Source organism: Xanthomonas sp. 3793, from assembly GCF_024806835.1.
Classification (GTDB): domain Bacteria; phylum Pseudomonadota; class Gammaproteobacteria; order Xanthomonadales; family Xanthomonadaceae; genus Xanthomonas; species Xanthomonas arboricola_F.
In genome coordinates this window covers 243,757-269,640 of sequence record NZ_JANTYU010000007.1, presented here as the reverse complement: position 1 = coordinate 269,640, position 25,884 = coordinate 243,757, and the positions used below count along the sequence as shown (strand labels likewise).

Annotated in this window: 13 protein-coding genes and 3 pseudogenes; 5 read left to right on the top strand and 11 right to left on the bottom strand. The window is 59.7% G+C overall.

The genetic code is table 11. The features are described 5' to 3' along the window. Nucleotides 1-231 precede the first annotated feature (231 nt). The 5 genes and pseudogenes from FHY18_RS20920 to FHY18_RS20900 form a co-directional block, all read left to right on the top strand. Nucleotides 232-579 (top strand): annotated as a pseudogene (locus FHY18_RS20920) (SymE family type I addiction module toxin); the annotation flags it as partial. Nucleotides 580-1,969: 1,390 nt separating this feature from the next. After that, nucleotides 1,970-2,422, top strand: coding sequence for a hypothetical protein (locus tag FHY18_RS20915; protein ID WP_259159680.1), 453 nt, complete (start codon nucleotides 1,970-1,972; stop codon nucleotides 2,420-2,422). A gap of 333 nt (nucleotides 2,423-2,755) precedes the next feature. Beyond that, nucleotides 2,756-3,313: a hypothetical protein gene (locus FHY18_RS20910; RefSeq protein ID WP_259159679.1), complete on the top strand. Its 558-nt coding sequence runs from the start codon at nucleotides 2,756-2,758 to the stop codon at nucleotides 3,311-3,313. Nucleotides 3,314-3,852: 539 nt separating this feature from the next. After that, complete coding sequence (locus tag FHY18_RS20905; RefSeq protein ID WP_259159676.1) at nucleotides 3,853-4,206, top strand: hypothetical protein; 354 nt, start codon at nucleotides 3,853-3,855, stop codon at nucleotides 4,204-4,206. A gap of 102 nt (nucleotides 4,207-4,308) precedes the next feature. Then, complete coding sequence (locus FHY18_RS20900) at nucleotides 4,309-4,572, top strand: hypothetical protein (protein WP_259159675.1); 264 nt, start codon at nucleotides 4,309-4,311, stop codon at nucleotides 4,570-4,572. A 511-nt stretch (nucleotides 4,573-5,083) separates the two neighbouring features. On the opposite strand, the gene FHY18_RS20895 is transcribed toward FHY18_RS20900, so the two are convergent. The 11 genes and pseudogenes from FHY18_RS20895 to FHY18_RS20845 form a co-directional block, all read right to left on the bottom strand. Continuing rightward, the gene (locus FHY18_RS20895) at nucleotides 5,084-5,659 is read right to left on the bottom strand and encodes an immunity 42 family protein (protein WP_259159673.1); all 576 of its coding nucleotides are present in this window, start codon (nucleotides 5,657-5,659) and stop codon (nucleotides 5,084-5,086) included. A 508-nt stretch (nucleotides 5,660-6,167) separates the two neighbouring features. Further along, nucleotides 6,168-6,548 (bottom strand): ribonuclease toxin immunity protein CdiI, encoded by a 381-nt coding sequence (cdiI, locus tag FHY18_RS20890; RefSeq protein WP_259159671.1) that lies wholly within the window; start codon nucleotides 6,546-6,548, stop codon nucleotides 6,168-6,170. A gap of 194 nt (nucleotides 6,549-6,742) precedes the next feature. Then, a pseudogene (locus tag FHY18_RS20885) lies at nucleotides 6,743-7,029 on the bottom strand (transposase); the annotation flags it as partial. A gap of 329 nt (nucleotides 7,030-7,358) precedes the next feature. Further along, on the bottom strand, nucleotides 7,359-7,655 hold the full coding sequence (locus FHY18_RS20880) for a hypothetical protein (protein ID WP_259159668.1): 297 nt from the start codon (nucleotides 7,653-7,655) through the stop codon (nucleotides 7,359-7,361). After that, nucleotides 7,652-8,224, bottom strand: coding sequence for a hypothetical protein (locus tag FHY18_RS20875; RefSeq protein ID WP_259159665.1), 573 nt, complete (start codon nucleotides 8,222-8,224; stop codon nucleotides 7,652-7,654). The genes FHY18_RS20880 and FHY18_RS20875 overlap by 4 nt, the downstream gene beginning before the upstream one ends. Then, nucleotides 8,221-9,329, bottom strand: a protein-coding gene (locus FHY18_RS20870; protein ID WP_259159664.1) for an IS3 family transposase whose coding sequence is annotated in 2 segments (ribosomal slippage) — nucleotides 8,221-9,068 and nucleotides 9,068-9,329 — 1,110 coding nt in all. Because the reading frame shifts where the segments join, the coding sequence is not laid out codon by codon here. Before FHY18_RS20870 ends, FHY18_RS20875 begins: the two co-directional genes overlap by 4 nt. A gap of 41 nt (nucleotides 9,330-9,370) precedes the next feature. Continuing rightward, nucleotides 9,371-10,413, bottom strand: a pseudogene (locus FHY18_RS20865) (hemagglutinin repeat-containing protein). Nucleotides 10,414-10,448: 35 nt separating this feature from the next. Continuing rightward, nucleotides 10,449-10,604 (bottom strand): hypothetical protein, encoded by a 156-nt coding sequence (locus tag FHY18_RS20860; RefSeq protein WP_259159662.1) that lies wholly within the window; start codon nucleotides 10,602-10,604, stop codon nucleotides 10,449-10,451. Nucleotides 10,605-10,709: 105 nt separating this feature from the next. Further along, complete coding sequence (locus FHY18_RS20855; RefSeq protein WP_259159661.1) at nucleotides 10,710-11,108, bottom strand: hypothetical protein; 399 nt, start codon at nucleotides 11,106-11,108, stop codon at nucleotides 10,710-10,712. A gap of 11 nt (nucleotides 11,109-11,119) precedes the next feature. Next, nucleotides 11,120-23,830, bottom strand: a complete 12,711-nt coding sequence (locus FHY18_RS20850) for a hemagglutinin repeat-containing protein (protein WP_259159659.1) — start codon at nucleotides 23,828-23,830, stop codon at nucleotides 11,120-11,122. A gap of 22 nt (nucleotides 23,831-23,852) precedes the next feature. Continuing rightward, a complete protein-coding gene (locus FHY18_RS20845) occupies nucleotides 23,853-25,595 on the bottom strand; it encodes a ShlB/FhaC/HecB family hemolysin secretion/activation protein (protein ID WP_259159657.1) in 1,743 nt (580 codons plus the stop codon). Between the last annotated feature and the right edge of the window lie 289 nt (nucleotides 25,596-25,884).

Sequence of the window (25,884 nt, the reverse complement as noted above, 5' to 3'; positions counted from 1 at the left end):
AACTCCGCCGTGAACCGCTGCCGCTTCTGCATCGAACACCTCCGTGCGAGGATTGTCCTCGCTTTCAGGTGTCCGAGTTATCAGGGGTGGCTCAGGCTCACTTAATGAGTCAACCTGACCCCGTTCCCTAGTCTTCGGAGAAATACGCCCGCCGGCTACGTGCGGTTTCTAACCTCCCGACATCCCGTCGCCACCCGGCGGCGGGGCCTGTTCGTCAAGGAGGGCTTTGCCATGCGTCGATCCACGTCCAGTCCTAAGCCAGCGCGCAAGCGCGCCACGGTGCCACCACCCACCGAGGTCGGCTGGCACTCGCTCGATCCCACGCTCAAGCCACCACTGTACGTCGAGCGCACCCCCATTCCCGAGCCCCGCTCCGATCCCAACAAGCCGCGCCGCCCCGGCCACCCGCGCGCGCCGCAACACTGCACCGTCGGCTACGGCTACTACCCCGACAGCCACCAACGCATCCCCACGCTGCGCCTGCGCGGCCGCTGGCTGGAACAACTCGGCTTCACCATCGGCAGCAAACTCCACATCCGCCTACGCAACGGCGAGCTCGTCGTCAGCGTGGTCGATGAGGGGGAGCAAGGTTCTGATGCAGGTAATGCCCGAAAAATTGACTATCACGAGCGCCTATCCGAGGATTGCATGATGCCGCGCCTGGACGGTCTTCATGGTCAAGTGCAATGGATCGCTATGCTGGCAGGTCGAACCGGCTCTATGTATCGTTCGCACTCGCGGCCGTTCTCGCAGCGGTCGGCCTGAGCGCACTGGGAAGAGCTGAGCAGTATGCGGACGTGCTATTTGTTGTGTTCTGCCTGGTGTTCCTGGCCCTGCAGCTGGTCACCGGGCACACCATGACGCGAATAGGGCTGCCTAGTCCACATCGGCGTGACGATCCGGCCGGCTATTGGGTTGGCATCGGGCTGACGTCACTGGCAACGCTGACGTCCCTGATCCTCATGCTGGCACGCCGCGGCGTGCTACCGATTGGTTCCTGAAAGGATATGGGTGTATTCGTCCTGTACTGTCATTGACATGTCGATAGGTAGTACTAGCTGAGACTGCTGGTAAAAAATCTCATGAATCGAACCGTATGAAGTTAATTCAAAATTTGCCCCTGGCTTTAGTGCCTGCGCTACTTATCGCTGCTTGCGTAAAAGATGCAGCGCTTCCCTCATGTGATCCGAACTTGAGACAAGTGGGAGAATTAGTGCCACCTGAGTTGCCGCGCTTATCGAAGAAACCCCTTGGGCGAGTGGATCTAGTTTTCGAGATCGACAGGGATGGAAGGGTTACAGATCCCCGTATATCGTTTTCCGACGTCCATCTTCAGGGCGAAGGCCCTTTGTCTAGAGCTGAGTACGATGAGGTCTTACTGGGCTCAATACGCGCCTGGCGATTTCAGCCGCCTCAACGTGCCTGTGTAATGCAAAGCGGAGTATGGTTTGACTGATTGCGATGGGGAGGGCCGTTTTTTTATAAGTGAAGTTGACTGCACTTTTCAAAGACAAGCGGGGGGAGAAACGGGATCAGGTTAGGTCGGGTTGAGTAGCAGGGTCGGGTTCATTAGCTGATGTAAGCGGTCAGGTTCACGTAATAAGTGAACCTGACTCTGCTGCCTGGCGAACCTCTGTTCGCTGGCAGGGTGCCGTGATAATTCATTCAACTGAGCTGTCGGTCAATGATGGGCACGACAGGGAAAGCGTACGGCGCCTATTGACCCATCTCAAGGCGGTCTAGGCGCCACCTATCCGGCCTCATCCATTGCTATGATTCGGTCACAGGGGAGGGGACCATGGACAACTCGAATCACCCGGGCGAGCCCGGACAGGATCGTCACGGCACGGCACCAGGCTTACGCGGCATTCCGCCAGGCATGAGTGTCGACGACTACATGCGCATGTAGCACGGTATAAACACGCGGGCTGCCCCGCGCATGGAGCGGTCCACACTGCATTCCATTGGCGTGATCGTCCTCGCCGTGTTCGGTTGTATGGCTATGCGCTATATGAGCCACATGCATGATCTGGACCCTGCAGCCCGCGCGAAGATGCCGGTCGTTGATGTCGAATATGAAGGCTTGCTGGAAGCCAGGCTCACCGACGGGAACTTCAAGCAGCGATTCGGCGGGAAGCTGTTCCGGCTCACAGGTGTTGCCACCAGTGTCATGGAGCAGCAACAGACCCATGCAGACGGATCGAAGGAAATTGTCGGCCCGGCCATTCTCATGAAGCCGGACCCGAAGCACGAGTCTTATCTGGCGACGTTCTACAAGGAAGAGCAGGCGAAGCTGGATCCGGTCATGCCGGACGCGCAGGTCACGATCGTCTGCGATCACCTGGAGGTGTTGAAAGGCCAACGCATGGAAGGCTGCACGCTCGAGACGTATAAAAACGGGGCTGGGCAGACTTCGGAATAACAAGGTGAGGTTCACTTAAAAATTCGACCCGATCCCGTTTCCGCGTTCACTACTTGAGTGTTCCTGAGCAAGCCCGTGACTTCGGTTTTGTCGAACTGCGCCGCGCACTGCGGCCTCCCGAATCGTTGCATGCGTTTGAGACGGAAGTGACTGGCAGGCATCTGGTTTTGCGGAGTAGCTGCTACATTTGACCAGATGTTGGGTTGGACACCATAAGCGCGCGCAAGCAATGCGGATCTGGAGATCGGAGATCTGCAGATTGACTACGGTGACGGAGTCGGGTGAGCATCCTGCCACGCAGCTACGCAGCTACGCAGCTGAAGGACACCTAGGATGACCAAGTTCCAACGCATTGCCGCAAACGTTCCCGCAGGAACCGTCTTGCCCATGGAGTTACGCATGGTTTGCGACTATCTGGACAAGACCGGCTATCCCATCAGCGGCTGTATGAAGATAAGGCCAGACGATTTTGGCGGGGTACGAGCCTGGTTCGACGACGATGATGCAATGGCATCGCAGTTTGCCTACTTCGGCGCAGGCCCAGACGGATCGATCCTCGCCTTCTGGTTATGCGACGGCCTGGATGCGACCTCAGCCCCGATCGTTCATCTGGGATCGGAAGGCAGCGACAATTTTGTGCTGGCAAAGAACTTTCGTGAGTTTCTTCGCGTGTTTGGAGTCGGCTACAACGAGCTTGGCTTCGATGACCTGAGCCAGCCGCCAGTCGAACCGGAATCAGCGGCTAACTTCCGCGCCTGGCTTGAAGCCGAGCTTGGCATCACCTGTCCACAAACGGGCGAGGACCTCGTGACTGCGGCCAAACTAAGCTGTCCCAATGTCGAAGCTGCCATCGACGCTTGGTTCAAGCGGCGCTATGAGCCGCAGTCCTAAGGATTCTCAATGTCAGCTGCCTTCGATAAAGTATGGCCCATGGTCAAACGAAGAGCGGGGTCGGGCTCACTTAAGAAGTCAACCTGACATCATTTCCGGATGTCCCAAAGCGAAACCTAGAACAGAGGTAAGGCTGCGCAATATGCATCGCTTCGACATCCTCGCAAACTCCGTGCTGATCGGGCACACCGCCTTTGAGTCGGGAGACCCGCCCATGGGGGCTGCGTTCGGCAGATTCATACCAATCGCTACTTATAGCGCTGTGCAACCGGCCATCACCCAGTACGCAGGGCGTGAGGTGGCGGGTTCGATCTTGCGGTCAGAGTCGCCAGCACCAAGCAACTGATCCAGTGCCTGGCCGTTTCCATTACCGACTGCTCTTCTGAGTTTGGAGCAGAAGGTCTGGAAGTCGCCGCGCTCGGAATTGGATATCCGCTGTACGCCGAGCTATTCCCGCACCACGTTGACGCTTACCAAAATCAGTTCAACTGATGGTGTGAAGCAAAAACAACCGATGACGTTGACCCATAGGAACGGAAATGAGCGAAGCAATCCTGTACGCGATCGATAGCCAGCAGCTCAGCAATGCAGTGGCCGCAGCGGGTTTTGTCGAGAGCACACATGACAGTAGTGAAGCACCGACCGAACGCATTGCCGCTTTCTTTGCATACCTGCTACAGGTCTGGCCGGAAGATGGCTCGAAGGGCGACATATGGTATGAAGACTTCACGCACAATCGCCCGGCCGGAGCCATTCTTGAGATGGTGTTCGAACTCGATGCGTTCGATGAAGAGCGATTTCAGCAGCTGCGCGACATGGCCAAGCAGTACGGTGTACATGTCTTCGATCCGGAGGGCGAGATTCTGTATCTCGCTGATGGAAGCGAAGCCTGAGCAGTGAGTACGAGACGGATCCACGCGCGCACGCATGTTGGATCGCTCCCTTCTGGAACCGGTCTAACTGGCTTTCCCTCCGACTGTTCTGGTCATCCCACGTTGGAACGTAACTCGGGCTGGCGCGGCTATCCGAACAAGCTCCACCCGGAAGATGGCCTCGAATCTTTCGCACTGACTCTGGCTCAATGGCGCGAGCGCAATTCTGACCCTGTTCCCTACGACGCTATTGAGCACCAGATAATCGTGCCTGACATGCTGGCGCAGCTCTCCAAACTGACGGCTCGCAAGGTCCATCGTAACGATAGTTCTTCATCATCATGCAGCGTTGCAAAGAATAAAATACCTCCCTACCTCTTGCGCTAAAATCAGAGTTGCTTTCATTGGGCGCTCGTTGTACATCGATGTAACTGCCACGCTCATCTCCACCGCACTCTAACCAAGCTTTCTTTAGATCGCCGGTCTGTATTTCTGTATTGCTCCAGTAATCTCTAAGGGGAGTAGGATGATATAACGCCTTCTCCGCCTCCTTATCGCACAGCACAAATGGTGTCTGTGGTCCGCATATGCGTCCGTTTCCAATCACGCAACCAGAGATCTGGAGGATTATCAAAATAAAGATTGAGCGAAGTATGATCATAGAGACCCCGATACAAGTTTTGAAACTGCGTTCCAGACATCGGGTGGAAGCGCTTTGGCCATGGCAAGTGGTACTGCCACCGGAATAGCCACAACCGTCCATGCCTCGTGAAATGTTTTACTACCGCAGATCTATTTCGAAGTGCGTTTCCCTGGGGGCTCATATAAACCAGCCAATCGGCCGCCCATTACGCACATTGTCTCGGCCAAGCACCTTGAGCGCAAGAGAGCCAATGCACTATCTCTTTGCCTCTTGTTTTGGCGCTTCGCCAATCGTTTGTTTGCTCAGATATGACGTCAGTCGTCTCATAATGTCCGAAGTATCATTTTTGGACAAATAGACTTGATGTATAGATGGCGGTGCTATCTCCTCCCACTGCAACACGCCTTCCGCGTCAGGAATTTGATGGCTTACCTGTGCGCCGAGTATCCTAACCTTATCGCCAAAGGAAACAGAAAAAACATAAGATCCGCCGTCTTCCAAATTATAAGTTGATGCCTTATATCGCTCGTCTGGAGATGGGTAATTGCCAGTCGGGCCGGGTTCCTGAGGAAGCACTAAACGCATCATTTTATTAAATGCAATTTCTGGAGGGCCGTTAAATAATTTTTCATCTTCGGGAAAAGATATGAAGGGGTGATCGGCATCGAAACAGACTGCGTCGCCACCCAGCGTGGCAACCCTAGCTTTCTCTGGTAAAAAGTGCCCATTGATGATGAAGTGAAAAAGTCCATTAACATAGCTCCCTTGGTCAGTCCATTCATTTACAGGGATCGCAAGAATCGCGAACTCGTGGAGGTCTCCGAAAATCATTTTTTTACCATCCTTTAACAGGTACGCTTTGGGTGTTTTTCTTAAATCACTATTAAAATTTGAATGGCCCCACCTAATCGTGCGACAATCGCACATAGCACAACGGTACGACAATGAAACTACCTTTTGATGGTGAGGAGCGCAACGGCAAGCGTGAGGGAATGCGTCGGGAGGTCTTTGGCGCCACGATCACAGCCCATTTCGGCCAAAAGTTACGATTATGAGTGCGATCCGGAAATGAAGCACATAGAGAAATAAATTAGTACTACTTGGGAATGAAGGGCACATCGGAGTGGATACGGCAGACAACGTTGCGGACATATGCAGGCGTACAAGTTGCTGCACCGAAACGAAGACGCGGTGCGCGCAGACAGTGGCGATACTGAACTGTAAGAGCGCGACGAGATGGGAGTCGACACTTGCTGGCGAGCAACAAGGCGTTGCTTTCGGCAGAGCGCAGGGTCAGATTGACTTATTAATTACACCTGACCCCTTTCTCTAAATAAATTCAATTACTAATTTCTTGCATTATTCTCGCCTGGTCAATGATGGGAAAGACTTTGGCTGATTCGGATGGATGGAGTCTGTCGTAAATTTCTAGAGATTTTGCTAGAAACTCAAAAAACTCTCGTTCACTAACAATCAAAACACTGTCCTCAGTAAAAAAGTTATCGAGACAAAATTCAACACCAATAAAGCGATCCTCTTCAAATAAACTATTTTCGTCAGGGAATCGGCAGTACGCTCCATCAGTAGAAAATCCCCACTTCTTGACCAAGAGACTGGCTGCCTCAATCAGGCTGCCCTGACTATGGATTATATCAAAATAACCTTTCAGGATCCATCTTTTATCCGAAAAATCATACGGCTGACCGTAGAGATAATCCATATTAATCACCTGTATCGTATATTACTTCGGATGAACATTGCGCACCAATCCAGTCACCGGATCGAGATAAATCCGGAAATTACCCCCCGGAAGACGAATCATAGACAGAAAGTCCTTGAGACATGAATTTTTTATATCCTATAGCAGCTGCTTGTTGAGCTAAATCAACCATTCTTTTGTCGACTCCCCGCAATTCAATGCCAGCTAAAATTAGAGGTCTGCGGTTGATGTTGATCACGGAACCCAACGGGCCTTAGTTCGCCCAGGCTATCGTGCGGGATCTGTTGGTTGTACTCGGCCAGCCAATGTTCGGTCTGTTCGGCGGACCTCGTTCAGCGTGCGGAAGCTATGCATGTCCAGCACGCCGCGCCTGTAGCTGCCGTTGAAGCGTTCGATGAAACGTTTTGCATCGGACGCCCCGGCTCGATGAATCCAGGGCAATCCCCTTGCGCTCGACCCACTCAGCTAAGGCCAACGCCACGGAGATGTCGCCCTGCGTAGTGGTCAGGCTGGCGTTGCCGCCCACCGACAACTGGGTGCCGGTGATGGTGTCGGTCTGGCCGTTGCCGGTGCCTTGCTGGTTGTAATTGCCGTACGGCAAGCCGGCGGCATTGTTGAAGCCCCAGCCCTTGCCGGTACTGGCAAGGCCGCTGGATTGGGTGTTGTGCGCAACGTCAAACACGATGTCCTTACTGGCGAGCAGCACGGCATTGCCCTCGGCCGAACGCAGGGCCAGATTGACGTATTAACTACACCTGACCCCGTTCTTATGTCTAATTTTAGCTGGCATTGAATTGAGGGGGGGCGACATTATAAATTGCCCATAATAATATTATTTTTGTATAATTCAGAAAATATAAATTCAACTCCGTCAACGATGCTGTCAACATCTTTTCTTATGGATATCCCTTTTTCTTCGATTAAATTCAATGCAAATGTATACTGTCCAGCCACTCTTTCGCCATCAAATTTAATTATAAAAAACCCGCGGAATTCTGATGAAATCAAGCTCATGGAAACAATGAAATCATCGGCAGTCAAAGTTTCAATGGAAGGCAGGCCTAATTGCTCGGCATATTTATTTGCGCATTCACGGTCACTATTCATTTCATGCCCCTTAAAGCTTTTGAAATATCATCGACATTCTTCAATTCGCCATTAGCAATTCTTCTTACAACGCTCCGTACAACTTCATTGGGCGGCCCGTCGACTTGGTTTCTTGCAATCAATCGTTCAACAACTTCTACAGCTGTTCTTTTATTTCCGTTATCAAACAAATGCCCGCCCGCAATATCCCTAATTATTGAAGCTGTTTTATTGTAGAAGCCATCATAATTATTTGCGTTCTTAAGCGCTGTGTCAACATCTCTATAAGAAATGGAGCCTCCAAAAGATGAATTTATTGATGCAATCTCGTTAGCATCAATGCCAACCTTGAATCCCGCGTAATTTTGGGTCGGATTTGGAGGTCTTGATAATTCGTTAGCTAATTCTTCATTGGCAGCATTACCGCCATTCGCCGAGCCACCAGAAGATGAGTTATTAGGTGGAGTCTCTTTATTAACCCCAATGCTATTGCTTTGAGGGCGATCCCCCGTGAAGTCCGTGCCTATTTTTCCAACTTTTATTCCCGCTCCAAGCTGCGTAAGCCCATATGTCGACTCCCCGTAATTCAATGCCAGCCAAAACTAGAGGTCTGCGGTTGATGTTGATCACGGAACTCGGCGGGCGTTAGCCCGCCCAGGCTGTCGTGCGGGATCTGCTGGTTGTAGTCGGCCAGCCAGTGTTCGGTCTGTTCGCGAACCTCGCTCAGTGTGCGGAAGATGTGCATGTCCAGCACGCCGCGCCGGTAGCTGCCGTTGAAGCGTTCGATGAAACCGTTTTGCATCGGACGCCCCGGCTCGATGAAATCCAATGCGATGCCTTTGCGCTCGGCCCACTCGGCCAAGGCCAACGCGACAAATTCCGGTCCGTTGTCCAGGCGAAGCTTAGCGGGATAGCCGCGCCAGGCTGCGATGCGTTCCAAGGTGCGGATGACGCGGGCGGCCGGAAGATTCAAGTCCACTTCGATTGCCAAGGCTTCCCGACTGAAATCGTCGATGACATTGAACGTGCGGAAGCGTCGACCATCCCACAGCGCATCGGACATGAAGTCGATCGACCATCCGGCATTGGGACGTGCTCCGCATGCCAACGGTTGTGGATGGCGCGTGGGGACCCGGCGCCTGCTGCAACGACGCTGATTGAGCTTCATCAGGCAATACACGCGCCAGACCCTCTTGTGATTCCACGCATGTCCGCGACGGCGGATGATCTGAAACAGCTTTCCAAAACCACGCTCGGGAAAACGCTCGGCCAATTCGGACAACAGCGCAATGACCTCCTCGTCGCGATCGGGACGACGCCGATAGCGCGCTGTCGAGCGCGCCACGCCAACGACCGCACAGGCCCGGCGCTCGCTCCAGCCATGCTGCTCGACGAGCCAGGCAAGGAGCGGGCGCTTATGCGCCGGGTCTACAGCTTTTTTGCGATCAGATCCTTCAACGCATGGTTCTCCATCGCCAACTCGGCATACATTCGCTTGAGTTTGGCGTGCTCGGCTTCAACATCACGCAGCCGCTGCACGTCGGAGGCTTCCATGCCACCGTACTTGGACTTCCAGACGTAGTACGTCGCATCAGAAATGCCCAACTCACGGCAAACATCCTTGACCTGTCTTCCGGCCTCAACCTGCTTCAACGTCGTAACGATCTGGCTCTCGGTGAATTTGCTTTTGCGCATCGTTGGTCTCCTCGGTGGCTAGTGTGCCCGGAGACCTCTAACTATGGATGGATCAATTTTACGGGGAGTCGACACAACTTCTGCCCGTCCCAGCCTTTCACCAGGCCGTTGGCGCTGTCGCCGGTGAGCACGTCGCGATTGAGGGATGCCAGCATGTCGCTGACGCTTTGCCCGGTCTTGGCTTGTTGGCCGGCCTGGTCGGTGATGACCAGCGTGCCGCCGCTGATGCCGCTTGTGGTCAGCGAGGTTTCGCTGCCGCTCTTGCTGGAGTAGCCAGCGCTTGCGCCTTGCGCGCCGCTACCTTGGTTTTGCCAAGACCAATTGCTGCCGTTGTTGGTCGTCGGTGGCGTCTGGGTCTCGGTCTTGGCCCCATCCTTGCCGTTGCTGCCACCGGCAGCGTAGCCGCCCGAGAGACTGATGCCCTTGGCTTCGTAGCTACTCGTGTTGGTGATGTCGCTCACCGTCAGCGTGCCGGTCTGCAGGCGATTGACGCCGGCATCCACCGCCGCCTGGGTGCTGGCGATCACGCCGCCCTTCAGGTCGGTGTTGCCGCCCACGCGGATGTTGAAGCCCCCATCGCCGGCTTGGATGCCGCTTTGCTCGGTGACGCTGGCGAAGTCGCCGTTGACCTTGTTGCTGCTATAGCTGGCGCTGGCACTGAAGCCCACCCCGAAGGTCACGCTGCCGCCCACCGCCTTGTCCTTGCTGGCGTAGGTGCTGGTGTCCTGCACGCTCTCGATGGTGAGGTCGCCGCCGATGTCGGCCAGCACGCTGTGGCCGAGAGCACCGCGCCCTTCAGGTTGGTGTCGTTGCCGCTGATGAGGGTGGCGGTATTGCCGGCCGACAGGTGGCTGTTGCGCTGGGTGACGTCCATGCCATCTGCCTTACCGCGCGAGCCGCTGGCGCTGGCGGTAACACCGGCGGCGAAGCCGTCTGCACCGTAAGTGATCGCTACGCCGATCGCTGCACTCTTGCTCTTGCTGGTGCTGTGCTGCTCGAAGGTGTCCTGCGCAGCCTCCAGGGTGATGTTGTTGTCGGCCGCCAGCAGCAGGTTGTTGCCGGCCTTGATGTCGCTGCCGCGCACCAGGATGTTGCTGTCTTCGCCGCCACCGGTGGCGATCAGGTGACGTTGCCGCCGGCCTGCAGGGTGGAGCCCTTGGAGGTGGAGCTGCGCTGCTTGGTCTCGCTCTCGCTCTCGCTCTGGCTGCCGCCCACGGTGACCGCGATGCTGACGTTGGCCGCTTGTGCCGCACCCTTGGCGGTGTCGGCGTTCATGACGCTGCTGGCGGCCTGGCCGGCGCCGACCGCAGGGTCAGGTTGACTTATTAATACAACTGACCCCGTTCTTGGAGCTTCCTTGGCCGCACTTGAGAATGCTCGTTAAATCTTATCTAGTTCCTCAATGAATTTAGTAACCAAAACGCGATCACGTTCATTTTTTGCTGATTTCAACAGCACTGGCAGCAAGTGGTATTTCATAAGATCTAACTTAATACGCTCTTTAGGGATGTAAGGATTCAGGCAGGATAAGAGAGAGCTAATGGACATAAAAGAAGCAAAGACCTCATACCCACGGGCGCTTGCAAATGGAATAGTGCTAAAGTAATGTCTTGCTAAGACCTTCTGATCCGCTCGGCGCCAAGATCTGTGGCCAATCAATTGGAACGCATAGCCACTATTCTGACTGCCGGCGGGGAATTGACTGATTAGCCATTCAACAGCATCTTGCGATTCCATCTTAAGGAATTCATCACAAAGCGCCTTAATTTTTTCGTCCATCACGAATCACTCTATTTTGGATTAAATTTATCTGACGGCAGCCCCGCATTATCACTCATGCTTGCAGGAGGCTTGTAGTGGCCTGAGTTATTTTTCCACTCAGAAATATTACCTCGATTAGGGCCGTCATTATTTCCAAATCTTATCGATCCAGCATACTTAACCTCACCACCACCACTAATGCCGAGATGACTCGAAAGATCTGGGTTCGGACCAGGTCGCGCAACTCTTATCGTACCGTCTGGCATAGTAACAAAATCATAGCTCCCCGATGGCGTTATCAGACGTCCCTGCTCGGTCTTCAGCCAGTAGCGCCCGGAAGTATCTTGAATTAATGTGCGAATTGGCTTCTGAGCAACCGCCAGATCCGATGGCATCAAATTTGTTAATGTTCCTCGCTCCGTAAGATTTGGTATATCTTGAATATCATTACTGATCGAATCAGGATGCTGTTGAGGTGGGATGGCCTCATCAGGAGCTGCAGGTTTCCGGGGCGGCGTTACGACCGAATTAGTCTGCGGCTGCTCCTTAACTGCGTTATTTGGCGGAGGTGGATCTTTAATGTTTCGCGCAACTGGTGTCTCGGGTGAGGGATCTTTAACTGTTCGCGTCGTCCTTGGCCCGAAAACTTCAACCACGCCCGCCATATCAAACACGCTGAGGCCGAATTGGTTTGCTGCTGCAACCTGCTCGGGAGTACCGCCAAACTTAGCTGTCAAAATCGCAGGCGATCCGAAAATTCCTAACATCGCTGTGTCTAGCCTATTACGAGCCTCAAGAGAAATTCCACCAGCCGGATAATTAGCTTTCCAGCCCTGCCAGTCCGTTTCTGTCAGTAGCTCAAAGCTATTATTGTAAATTGATGATAATCCGGGAGAGACTTTTGATGCTGCCTGCATAACGCCTTTTGCAAGGATAGCGTCATATTCCTTAGTACCAGGCTTAAGGTTCAACAGCTGGGATTGCTGCTCTGGAGTCAACGCACTGAAGTATCTGTCCTTCATCTCGTGGCTTTGCGCAAGACTTGTATCGTCCCATTTTTGCTCGACGCCTTCCCGGCACTTCTCTGTTTTACATGCTTCCAGTTCGCGTGCCTTCTGGTCGCGTTGTGGATGACTAAGGTAGTTGTTTTCTATTGCGTTCTTAGCAATATTTGCTGTCGCAGCTGAGTCAGCCAAACTCCCACCAGTGATCCCACCCGCAATGGCACCGACAGCCTGCGAAAGCGAGACGATCATCTGCTTGTCCGCTTCCGGCAACCGATTCGGATCAAACTTGCCATCCGGGCCGTAGGCTTGCGGATCGTCGCCGTACAGGGCTTTGGTCAGGTATTGCGCCGCAACCTCACCACCAGCGCCGGCCAGCGCACCGCCCGCCATAGACGTACCGTTGACTTGTGCCAGCACTGCGCCCAGGACCGCATGCGACAAGCCCTGTAGCACGGCATTCGGATCACTTCCGTGGTTCTGGTCGAACGTCTTGCCGACCAACTGTGCGGCGTATGGGGCCAACGCATTGCCTGCCAACTGGCCAGCGCCTTGACCGGCGACACTGCCAACCAACACCGTGGTGACCGCCTGCAACGCACGGCTATAGTCGCCGCCCGTGCCCCATTGCTGCTTTGACTCGTAGGCCGCCCGGTAATCGGGAACCTTCTGTAGCAGTTCGCTTTCCCGCTGAGCAGGCGTCAAGGCTGAAAAACGGTTCTTTTCGTCGTCGGTTTCGAGGCCCTCTTTGTATTGTGCTTCGATGGTCCGCGCCTTGCTCTCAGCGGCAGCAGCAATGTCCTGGCCGATCTGTCGGCCTGTTGCGATGACCGTGCCGGCCGCGGCCGACATCGCCTGCTGCTCGCCCAGGATCTTGCGCACGTCCGGCAAGGTGGCAACAGCTTCATGCGCGGCACTGGCATCGGTATTGATGCCCGTCGCTGCGGCCGTGGTCGTCTTGCCGCCGATCTTGATGGTGCCTTCGGTCAGCGTGGCGCGTGTATAGCTGGTGTCGCTGCCGCTTTCGCTCATCGGCACACCCGGCATGAAGCTACCGGTGTTGGCCTTGCCGTAGTTGCCACTGGCGATGTTGTTGCCGATGTCGCTGGACTGTTCACCAGCTGTCCGCTGGATCGGGTTGCCGTTGGCATCGGTTTGGTTGCCGGTACTGCCGAACCCGCCGCTGATACTGCCCGACGAGGCGCTGTAGTCCATCTGGTTTTTCAGATCGGTGAACGTCAGCGAGTCGGCCGTCAGTTCGCTGGCACCGGCATTGGTACTGGCGATCGCGCCGCCGATCAGGTTTACGTTGCCGGCAGTGACGTGGTAACCGCCACTGCCTGCAAATAGGCCCGACTGTTCGACGACACCCAGGTAGTTGCCGTTGGCCTTGGCGCCGCTTGCGTACCCGCTGGCATCCCAAGCGGTACCCGCTGAGACCTGCACCCGGCCACCGACGCTGCTTTCCTTGGACTGGATATCCAGCTTGTCTTGCAGCGATTCGATGGTGAGGTCGCCACCAATCTGTGCATCGATCCGGTCGCCTTTGACCACAGCACCACGCAGTGTGGTGTCGCCCTCTGATTTGAGGACGATGTTCTGGCCGGCCAGCTGCGTGTTCTGCCAGGTGCTGCCGTCCACGTTCGACTTGTGGCTACCCGCACTGGCTTGTACGTAGGCGTATACGCCGGTTTGTGCGCCCACCGAAGCGCCCACACCCACCTCGAAGCCGGCATTGCTGCCCTTGCTCTGCTCCGTATTGCTGGAGCTACCTGCTTCCAGCACCAGATCGCGTGCCGAGTCCAGGCTCAGCGTGTCGCCGGCCTTGAGGTTGCCCTGCACGATATGCAGGTCGCCTTCGGTGGTTTTCAGGCGCACGTTGCCACCACCGGTGATGGTGGAGCCTTGCGAGATCTGGCTATTGCTGTTGAAGCTGCTCTCGCTGGTTGCAAATCCGACGCCGGCTTCCACGCTGAGTAGCGAGCCGCTACCTGCGCCACCGGCCATGCTGCTGATCGCACTGGCCGACTGATAGGCGTTCGCCGCCGCAGCCATCCCCTGCATCGTACCCAAGCGTCCATCGGACTTGCGCGCATCGTCCACGTTGTTGATCAGATCGATCAGCGGCGACTTGATACGTGCAAAGGCACCGATCTTGAGATCGTCGTCCTGCTGCGAAGCGGAGCTGCTGGTGTTGGCGGTCAGCAAGTGGATCGAGGCAGCAGTGATGTCCACGTCCTTGGCCGCGACCACATTGCTGGCCGATTGCGTGTACGCACCGCCAGCCGTCAGGCTGACATTGCCGCCCAGGCTGCCGACGTTGCTGGCCACCTGCGCCACCTGCGCGTTGTCGTCGGTGTGGTTCTTCTTGTTGTAGCCGGCAAAGCGCTCGGTGTCGGAGATGACCACCGTGCCGATGCCCTTGCTGGTGGACTGGTTGGCATTGCCCAGCAGGTCCTGCCCGCTCTGGATGGTCAGGTCGCCGGCCGCACGTATGCTCACATCGCCCTGTGCCGCGATATTGCTTGCAGTGAGGGAGATGTCGCCCTGCGTGGTGGTCAGGCTGGCGTTGCCACCCACCGACAACTGCGTACCGGTGATGGTGTCGGTCTGGCCGTTGCCGGTGCCTTGCTGGTTGTAATTGCCGTACGGCAAGCCGGCGGCATTGTTGAAGCCCCAGCCTTTGCCAGTGCTGGCGTTGCCGCTGGACTGGGTGTTGTGCGCAACGTCGAATACGATGTCCTTGCTCGCCAGCAACACCGCGTTGCCTTCGGCCGACATCTGGGTGCCCTGGCTGGTGATCGAGCCGTCGCTGGCGAGCAGCGTGAGATTGCCCCCCGCCGCCAGCTGGCTGACGCGCGCATCGCTGGTGCTTTCAGTCTGCGACGCGTTGGAGCGATGGCTGCTGGCCTGGATGACCACCGGGGTGATCGCGGCCATGGTACCGGCTGCGGCGCCTTCGGCATCGCGGCTGATCTTGCTCATGGTCGAACCGGTATCGACCATGTTCTTGGTGGTCGAATCGCGGGCGCTGCGGTACGACGCGCCCGGGTCGTAGGTCACGCCCACCGAGAAGCCGCTGGACTTGCTTGATTGGCTGGCCTGATGATCGACTGTGTCCTGACGCGCCAGCAGGGCGATGTCCTTGGCCGCCAGGGTCACGTCCTTACCGGCACCGATGTCGGAGGCAGCGATGGTCAACTGATTGCCTGCGCTGATCACCAGATTGCCCTCGGTCGAACCCACCGACGAGGCGACCTGGGTGACGGTACGTGTGGACTCCTGGCTATCGCTGCTGGACTTGGAATAGCCCACGCTCGCGACACCACCGCCACTTGCGCCGGTCAGCCCTGATTTCTTCTGGCGAACGCTGTGCGCTTCACTGCTGGTGTCCTGTGCCGATTCGATGGTGACGTTGTTGCCTGCGGCGAGACGCACATTGTCCTCAGCAAGCACCGTCGAGCCCACAACGGCCAAGTCGTTGCCCGCGACCATGTTGACGGTCTTGCCGCTCAGCGAGGAACCGATGGCGAGACTGTCGTGCCATTCGTCGTGCGTGGTGGTCTTCTCATTGGAGAAGGTGCTCTTCTTGCGCGTTTCCTTATCCACCACCGCGTCATGCTGCTCCTGCGTGGCCAGCAGCTTGATGTCGTTGCCTGCCGCCAGCGCGATGCCGCCGGTCTGGCTGGCGACTGCGGTCGAGGCCAACGTGAGGTCGCGGCCAGCCTGCATCACGATGTCGCCGCCGGCGCCGAGCTGGGTGCCGCGTACGGTTTCGTCGTAGTTGGAGGTGGCCAGCGAGTTGCTCTTGGTGACGGTGCTGCGGTCGCTGGCGCTGTTGTCCACGGCCGCGACGCTGTTGATGTCGCGCCCGGCCTGCAAGGCCATGGCCTTGCCTGCGCCCACCTGCGCCGCGGTTAGATTCAGATCGTTGCCCGCTGCCAGCACCACGTCGCCTGCGCCCTGGATGGTCGTGCCGGCGTGGGTAGTCTCGCTGCTGCGCTGGAAATTGCGGTCGTTGGCGGTGGTGTCGGTGCTGCGCGAGAGCGTTTGGGTGCCGACGTTGAGGTTGTTGCCGGCCACCAGCTGGGTGAGGCCATCGGTGCCGGCGTTGCGTATCTGCGCAGCCTGCAGGTTGACGTCGCGGCCAGCCACCACCGACAGCACACCGCTGCCGTTGGCGCCGGTGACGTACAGGCCGGCGACGCGCTCGAGCTGGGTGGTGCTGTACTGGTGGAAGCCGCCGCCTTGCAGGGTTTCCACGGTGGAGGCCACCGTGACATCGCCGACCGCCTGCACGCTCAGCGCATCTACGGCGGTGACGCTGGCGCCTTCGATGCGGATGTCGCTGGCCGAGCGCAGCCCCACCTGGTTGCCGCTGATGCTGCCGCCCAGGTGCTCGATGCGCCCGGCATCGATGGACACCAGCTGGCGGCCGGCGATGGTGCCGGTGTTCTTCAGGCCGCCGGTCAGGCTGACGTCGACATTGGCGCCGGCCAGCAGTGCGCCGCCGGACTGCAGATCGCCGGGGCGCAGACGCAGATAGACCTGTGGCACCAAGGCAGTGGTGGTGCTGCCGTCGGGCAGGGTCACGGTCTGCTCCACCAGCCAGACGATGTCGCTGGTGAGCTGGGCCATCTGCGCATCGGTCAGCGCAACACCTGGACGCAGGATCCAGGCCTTGCCCACGGTGGCGCCGGCATCCAGCAATGCCTGGTACTGCGCTTCGTCGCTCTTGTAGCCGTCGAGAAAACGACGGCCGGTGAGCTGGCCGATCTGCTCGCGCACCAGCTTCTGCTCGTAGTAGCCATCGCCCAGACGTTTTTGCAGGCTATCGGCGGAGTAGCCCATCTGGTCGAGCAGATAGTCCGATCCGAGCCAGCTGCGGTAGTCGGTGAACTGCGGGTCGGTCTCGACCAGGTAGGTGCCGCTGGCGGGCCTGAGCGTGAACAGGCTTCCGGTGGGGGCGCGTGTATCGGGCGTGCCCATGGCGATGCGGTCCGGCGAGCCGCCGGCGGCATCGACCACGCGTGCGCCTGTCACCGGGCCGCTGCTCCCTACGCCACCGACGCTGCCGGCACCACTTTGTCCTGCGGCCTGCGTTGCCGCAGCCAGCGCACGGTCGGCGGCATTGGTGGCCACGCCCCCCGGGCCGGCAATGCCACCCATGCCGGTGCCGGTCGGCGCTGCCTGCGATCCACGGATGTTGAGGTTGGCCACCGCGGCACCATCGCGCACGTTGGGTGCATCGCGCCCCTGATTGAGGTTGCTCAGGTCGCCGACATCGATGCTCAGCGTGCCGCCGCTGGTGATGGCACTGCCGATCTGGCCGATCTGCTCGGAGATCGCTGGATTGCTCCAGCTGCGGGTCGTGCCGTTGTACGCAGTGGTGACGTTGCTGAAGCTGTGGGTGCGGAACAGCGTGTAGGCCAGGTTGGTCACGTCCGCGTTCTGAGTGAGCCCGGCGATGGACAAATTGCCGCCTGCGGCAATGCGGGCGTATTCATTACGCAAGCTATCGGTACCGATGCGCATCGTGCCGCCGGCATGGATGACCGCTTCTGGCCCCGCGCCGGGTTGCAGCACGTCTTCGACCACCGTGCGCGTCGCCATGCGATAACGCTCGTTGTCGCCGAGCTTGCCGCCGCCGGTGCCCTGGGGGTTCATCAGGATGTGGTCGGGATCGGTGTAGGCGAACTGCGCCCACAGCTGCACGCAATTGGTGGTGCAGGTGCCGTAGGCGTTTGAATAGCGCAAGGTATCGCTGTTGTAGCGGAATGCCGGTGAGCCGGGTTGAATCTGCGACAGCTCGCGGAAGGGGTCGTCCGCGCCCGCTGACACCTGGTCCGGATTGACCTGATTGTCCTGCCTGCCGGTGTAGTAAATGGTCAGCGTGCCCGATTGAGGATCCATGCGCGATCGCTCGCCGGTGGCTTGATACATGCCGCCGCGCGCGAAGAAGTAGGCGCTCGTCTGCGGCGTGACGCGGATGACCGCGCGGCGCACCTGATAGCCATCCGGGGTGATGTAGGGGGTGTCTTCGAGGATGTCTTGCGGGTTGAGGTAGTACACCTCGGACGCGGCATAGTTGCTCGTCGAGCGGATGTTGGAGGTGTCGTTCTCGCCATTGTTGCGCCAGGTCGGCTGATCCAGACGCACCGGGGCCAGCGTGGTGGTGGTCTGGGTGACCACCACATTCTGGCGGATGTTGTTGATGGTGGTGGCTTGCAGATCGAGATCGCCGGCCACCTCGATGGTGGAGCCGAGATTGTCGACCCGACGTGCGGTGCCGGTGGCGAGGCGATTGCTATCCAGCGCGCCGCCGATGGCGGCATTGCCATCGCTGTAGATCAGGCCGCGATCGGTATTGGTCAGTTGACCGACACCCAGGTCCAGGCGCTCGCGTGCGGCCACGGTGGCCACACGGGTGACGCCGGCAATGGTCTCGGCACGGTTTTGCAAGGTGCCTGCGGCGATCGCGACGTGGTCGCCATACACGCGTCCGGTGCCGACGTTGTCCAGCGTTGCCGCTTGCAGATGGGTAACCGCACCGTCGATCAAGCCGCGGTTGACCAGCTGACCGCCGGTGGCGATGTGGGTGATGCCCTGGCCGGTGATCTGCCCGTTGACGGCGTTGTCCACATTGCGCGCGGTCAGGTCCAGGTTGCCGGCGCGCAGGGTGCCCTGGTTGGAAAGGTCGCCATCGGTCTGAATGGTCAGGGTGCCGTTGGCGACCATCTCCCCCGTATTGGTCAACCCCTCACGCAGGCTGAGGGTGAGATTGCTCTGCGACTGCAGTTGCCCGTCGCCGCTGAGGTTGCGCGCGGTCACGCTCTGGTTGCCGTCCGACCGCAGCAGGCCGGCGCTGTTGGCGACGGCATCGGCCCGCATGTCCAGACTGCCGCCAGAGGAAATCTGGCCGCCTGCATTGTTGAGCGATGACGTCAGTTGCAGGTTGCCTGCCGCGTCGGTGATGACCTGCCCTTGGCGGTTGTCCAGCGATTGCGCCTGCAGCTGCAACTGCCTGGCTTGCAGACCCAGTGCGCCACTGCTGCGCGTATTGCGGTTATCGACGGTGGACGCATTCAAGGTCAGCACGCTGCCTGCAGCGACCAGGCCCGATTGGTTGTCGAGCGCACCGTTCAAGCCAAGGTCGACGTTCTGCCCGGCCTGCAGTCGGCCACCGACGTTATTCATGGTGGTGCCGGTGAGCGCGAAATTGCCCGCGGCGCTCAAGGCGCCGGCGGCGCTGTTATCGACGCTGGTCACCGTCAGGCGCGCATCGCCTTGCGCAAACACCGCGCCACCGCGGTTATCCAATGCACCGCCATCCACTTGCAGGCGGCCGCTGGCGAGAATGCCGCCATTGGCGCCGGAGCCGGTATTGGTAATCGTTTGGCCATTGGTCTGCAGCAACAAGGTTGCCTGCGACTGCAGGCGACCCCCGGCGTTGTTGAGCGCGCCGCTGCGGATATCCAGCGTGCCGACCTGGCTGCCGATGGTGCCGCCGGCGTTGTCCAGCAGTTGCGCCCGCGTGTCGACCAGCGCGCTGCCGCCAATGATGTTGCCTGCGCGATTGGAAAGACCGGCCGATTCCAGGCGCAGTGCGTTGGTCGCCTGGATGGCTCCGCCGTTGTTGCCGATTGCGTTAGCGGTAACGAGCGTGAGGTCGGTGCCGGCGATGACGTTGCCGGCCGCGTTGTCGAGGGTGGCGGCTTCCAGAACGAGTTGGGCTGCACTGGACACCACGCCCTGTGCGCGATTGTCGAGCAGTCCATCCACGTCCACCTGCAACATGCCGCCGGCCGCGTGCAAGGTACCGGCCTGGTTGTCGATGCTTGCAGCGGTGACGTGCCCGTCACCGGCCAGCAGGATCTTGCCCCGCTGGTTGTGCAAGGCCTGGGCAATGCTCAGCGTGGACTGCCCCGTAGCTGCGGCCTGCAGCGTCCCTTGGGTATTGATGAGCGTCTGTGCACCAAGCGCCAGCACACCGTTGCCGCCGATCGTGCCGCCGGTGTTGTCCAGCGTGTTGCCAATGCTCAGCCGCAGCTGTTGGTCACCGCTTGCCGACAGTTGGCCGCCTGCGGTGGTGAGGTTGCCGGTGTCCACCGCAATGGTGCGAGCAGAGGTGATGGCATTGCGTAGATCGGTGCTCTGGCCGGTCACGTGCAAGGTGCCGTTGCTGATCAGCTTGCCGGCGTTACCGGCAAGTGTCTGTGCGTCGATCTGCAGCTGGCCGCTGCCTGCGTGCTGGATCGTGCCTTGTGTGTTGTCCAGCAGATCGCTGGTGAGCGACAAATCGCCATTGCCTGCAACGGTGCCGCCGGCATTGTTCAATGTATCGGCGTGGAGGGCGCTCGCAGTGCTGCCACTGGCGACAATGCGTCCGCCGCGGTTGTCCAGGGTCTGCGCCTGCAGCTGCACGCTGTCTGCGCCGATGGTTGCGTCACGGTGATCGATCGCGGTTGCCGCCACCGACAACGCGCCGCCGGTCACGATGGTGCCCTTGCTGCCGTCCAGCCGTGTGACGGCGATCTCCAGGCCGCCGCTGCCGGAGTGGCTGAGCGTTCCGTCCTGATTGATCAGCTGATTTGCACTAATGTGCAGAGCATTGCCGTTGCTGGCAATGCGGCCGTTCGCGTTGTCCAGTTGCCCGCTGATGTCGAGACGGCCGCTGGCGCTGCCAGCGGCGACCAGGCTTCCGCCGCGGTTGGACAGGGCCGCGGCCTGCACGGCGAACGCGCCGTTGCCGGCGATCGTGCCGCCATCGTTGTTGAGCGCACCGGTGAGGGTCAGGCGCAACGTATCGGTACCGGTCGCACTCAGCTGGCCGCCTGCGGTGCTGAGGCTGCCGGCATCGACGACGATGCGCTCGGCCTGGGTGGTGCTGCCGGCGCCCAGATCGATGTCGCCGCCATCCAGCTGCAGGGCCCCCAGGCTGAGCAATTTGCCGCCTGCGCCCTGGAGTGCGTTGGCCTCAACGTTCAAGGTGCCGGTACCGGCGTGTTCGATCGCGCCGGCACGGTTATCCAACGTGGACGCGCGCGCGATGAGATCGCCGCTGGCCGCAAGGCGGCCACCCTGGCTGTTGTCCAGCAGGTTGCCTGCATTGACCTGCAATGCAGCGCCATTGGCTGCAACGACCGTGCCGCCGCGATTGATCACGCTGCCGGCTTGCAGCTGCACCGCGCCATTGCCGGAAATGGTTCCGGCGCTGTTGTCCAATGCGCCCCCCACCACCAGCGTGACGGCTTCGCTGCCCGCCGCCAGGAGCGCGCCACGCTGATTATCGACAGCGCCTGCGGCGATCGTAATGCCTGCATTGCTGGCGAGATTGCCATCGCGGTTGTCCAGGCCATCGCGCACGGTGAGCCGTAGCGCTTGATCGCCCAGTGATGTCACACGACCGCCCGCGGTACTGAGCGCATCCGCATCGATGCCAATCTGCTGGGCGGACGTGATGCCCTGTGCAAGATCGATGCGCCCACCATTGATTGCCAGCGCACCATTGCTGATCAGGCGTCCTGCGCGACCCTCCAGTGCAGTGGCATCGATGGCCAGCATGCCATTGCCGGCCTGTTGAATCTGGCCGCCCGCATTGCCTAGCGTGCCAGCGCGAATGCGTAGATCGCCATTGCCGGCGATGGTGCCGCCATCGCCGTTGTCGAGGCGGTCGCGCACCTGCAAGGCCGCCTGCTGGTTGCCGGTCGAGAGCAGCGCGCCGCCGCGGTTATCGATGCTGGTCGCTTGCAAGTCGAGCTGTGTGGTACTCACCGTGGCATTGCGATGATCCACTGCACCTGCGCGCCAGGTGAGCGCACCCGGTGTAGCGATGCTGCCGCCGGCACCGGACCAGTCCTGCGCCGACAACGTCAGACCTTGCGTCCCGGCATGTTCGATGCGGCCCTGCGCATTGACCACTGCTTGCGCGCTGAGTTGCAGCGCTGCGGCATTGCTGGAGAGCACGCCGCCCTGGTTATCCAGCAGCCCGCGCACCTGCCAGGCGGCCGTCCCACTACCGGCATGGCGCAGCTCACCGCCGCGGTTGCTCAACGACTGTGCATCCAGGCCGAGCGTATTGGCCACCGTGAAGCGACCCTGGTCATTGGCCAACGCGCCAAGCTGCAGGTCGGCATCGCCGTAGACCGCGAGCGTGCCGGCGCGGTTGCCCAGATCGCCGCGCGCAGTGAGTGCGGACACGCCCAGCCGCCCGCCGCTGTTGTCCAGCCCATTTGCAACCGACAGCGACACTGTGCCGCCGCCGTTGATGCGGCCGCCATCGTTGTCCATCACCCCGGAGATAGTCACTGCGCCTGCGGCAAGCGGCGCGACGCCGGGTGCCGGCCCGCTGACGGGAGGCGTCGTGCCACCGTTTTCACCATCAATGCCGCCGGTGTTCTGATTGCCGTTGCCGCCGTTGCCGCCGTTGCCGCCGTTGCCGGTGCCGGGCGTTGCGCCGTCGCTTGGCGCGACCGCGGCGATTGCACCGATGCTGCCATCGGCACGGTTACGCACACTACCGGCATTCAACGCCAGTGCCTGCACGCCGGTCTGCTCGATCGTGCCGTTCTGGTTGCGTAATGCAGCTGCATCGATCTGCAGCCGTTGCGCATTGAGTACGCCGCCGCTGTTGTTCAGATCGGCCGCTGTAGAGGCGCGCAATTCGCGCGTGGCGCTCAACGTGCCTGCATTGGCGATACCGCCCGTGGCGGTGATACGGGTGTCTTGGCGCGATTGCAATGCACCGGTGTTTTCCAGCCGGCCGTCCACCGTGACAACGAGTTCGCCGGCCTGTGCGCCGATGTTGCCGGCATTGCGCACACCGAGCCCCTGTTCGTTGCCAACCAGCCAGATCTTGTTGGCAAACATGCCGCCCAGCGCGCCGACGTCCAGTGCGAAGGTCGGTGCCTGACCGGTAGCGGCTTGTGGCGCGACACGCGTTTGATCGGCGCTGACCACGTTGTTGCCCAGGCTGGCCTGCAACTGATTGGCCCAGATGCCCGCATTGACCTGCAACGAGCGGGTAATCAGATCGGTGAAATCCGCGCCGCTGGTATCCAGGCCGGCGCCGCCTACCTGGATGGCGCCGCCGGTCACGCGGTAGCCTTCCAGCGCCCCGCCGGAGAGGATGGGCGTGCCGGTGGTCAGCGTCACCCGGCTGGCGTTGAGGAACCCGCCGCCGTCGACCTGGATGCCGGACGGATTGGCAATGATCACCTCCGCACGGGGTCCGGCGACTTCCACGTACCCGTTGAGCCGGCTCGCTGGCCCGTTGACCTCATTGAGAATCACCCTGGCGCTGCCGGTGGCAAGCCACGGATTGCCCTGCACCCAGCCGCCTAACTGGGTCTGGGTTTGCCCGCGCGCATTGTTGAGGATGGCGCCTTCGCGGCCGACGTCGAACTGCGAGTAGCGGTTACGCGAGACGCCCGCTGCCGACGGCGTGGTGATGTTGACCATCGGCACGCCATTGGGAGCGGTCAGCACCGTCGGGCGTTCGCCGCCTGGCGCAGCTGAATCGGCCACGATACGGCCAGCCGACTGCGCCTGAGCGATGTCGACCACACTCACCAGGCCAAGGGCGCATAACAGCGCAAACTGCAGCGGCTCCATCGTGCGCCTGTGCACACGCGCGGTAGCGGCACCCTTGCTGCCACCGGGAGCACGTACCAATTCGGATGCCACTTGCCACACGCGCAGGGCGCGGTTGAAGACCAGGCGATAGATGCGATTCATGTCACTAATCCTTGTGGAATGTTCAGTAGCGCCAGGACAGGCTGAAACCGAAGGTGGTGTAGTCGGTCGGGAAGTTCGCGGGCTTTTCCACTGCAGAACCGACAAAGCCGTCCAGCGACACGTGCTGCCAACCGCCGCGCAGGCCCAGGCTCATGCCGGCCAGATGGTCGCCGCTCTGAAAGCGCGCGGACTGCCCACCGATGTGCCCGTAATCGGCGCCCAGATACGCTTCGAGCCCGCCGCCGAGCGCCAGGCTGAGGTCATTGCGCAGCGACCAGCCACGGTCGCCGCTGAGCGTCAACTCGCCATCGAACCCGCGCACGGTAAAGCGCCCACCGATCGCAAAACGGTCCTGCGGTGCCAGTGGGGTGCGGTTCCACTGCGCGCGCCAGGAGGCGCTGTAGCGCAGGCGTTGCGAACCAAGCTGGAACGGCACCGCCAGTTGGGCATCGGCGACGATGAGTTTCAGGCGCGAGGTGCCTTCGAGCGGAATCGAAGGATCGAAGGCGTTGGCGAGTTCTTCCGGCGCGCGCAATGCATCGAACGCACCGGTACCGCGCCGATAGGCGACGCTCGCGTCCAGGGTGACCTTGCCGAGGAACTGGCGATGATTCAGGCCCAACTCCCAGCCAGCGGTGCGCCGCCGCTGCACTTCGATCTCGGTATCGTCGATGGCGCTGGTGGACTGCCGCCACCAGCCGCGCCCATATGCCCCGACCTTGACCGTGGCATTGCGAAACAGCAGGCGATCGATGCGCGCTTCGGCATTGCGACTGCGCCCGCTGTAATCGTAGGTTTCGGTCGCGCCGGCCACCGCCTGGCTGTAGTCGTATGCGCTGGCGGTGACGCCGAACAGCCAGTAGTCGTAGGGCACGTCGTAATGCACCGTCCAGCTATCGGTGTCCTTGCCGGCACCGTTGAACACGCCCTTGCCGAGGCTGACGTAGAACAACTCGTTGAGGCCCAGCGGATTGTCGAGCGACAGCGTACCGTTGGCCTGGAGTTTGCCGGTGGCATCGCTACCGGCATCGTCCAGGCTCAGGTTGGCGCGTACACGTGAGCGCTGTTGCCATGAGATGGCCAGATCGCTCTCTCCAGGGCCGGTTCCCTGGCCCTGGGCAGGTGCGATCTGAATGTCGGCGACCACCGTCGGCACACGCTGGAAGTTCTCCAGGCCCTGCTCGATGTCGCGCAGGTTCAACAGATCGCCACTGCGTGCAGGCACGGCATTGGCGATCGCGGCGCGTGCGGACGCCGGGTCGCTGAAGCGAGCGGAATGCACGCGTCCGGGGACCAGCGACAACGTCAGGGTGCCGCCGGTGAGATCCTGCGGCGCGGCAAGTACACGCGTGGTCACATAGCCGCGTGCGATGACCGCGTTCTGCACGCGTTTCATCACCAGGTTGATGCCATCGGTGCCCAGGCAGCGGCCTGTGGCGGGATCTTGCCGGGGATCGGCGGCTTTCAGCGACCAACGAAATTCATCCGCATCCTGCCCATCGAGCACGATGCGCCCGATCCGGAAGCATGGCGACTCATGGGTGGGAAGCCGCTCCACACCATCGTCCGGGGTACGTTCCAGGCGCACATCCGGCCGCGCCTCCTGCTGCTCGCGGAGCACACGCTCGCGCTCCTGCTGTCGCAACAACTCCTGCGCGGCGGGATCGGCGATCTGTTGCGCAGAAACCTGGGCTGCCGTGCCCGCAAAAAGCGCAATGCACCACGTGGCACGCATGCGTGCCCTTCCTTTTGTGCCTGAATCCATGTGCAGATAACCGCCCGACTCGATAACGACCTACCGACGCTTTCGCGTCGCCCCTAACGATATTTTAATGCAGGCGGAAGAGCTTGCCTGTAGGAAAAATCCTGACCTTCTATCGCCGGGTGTTATACGAGCACGAATAATTCATTTATTGAAATGAAAGATATAGCTTCGTTACGGTGGATCCCTGTTTGCCAGAAATACTGGTTTAAGGATTCATTTGATTAAGCTATGGAAGGCGGTTATTCAAATAAAGCCGCTGGGTCCAGCTGTTTTCCTTCTGCACGCCAGC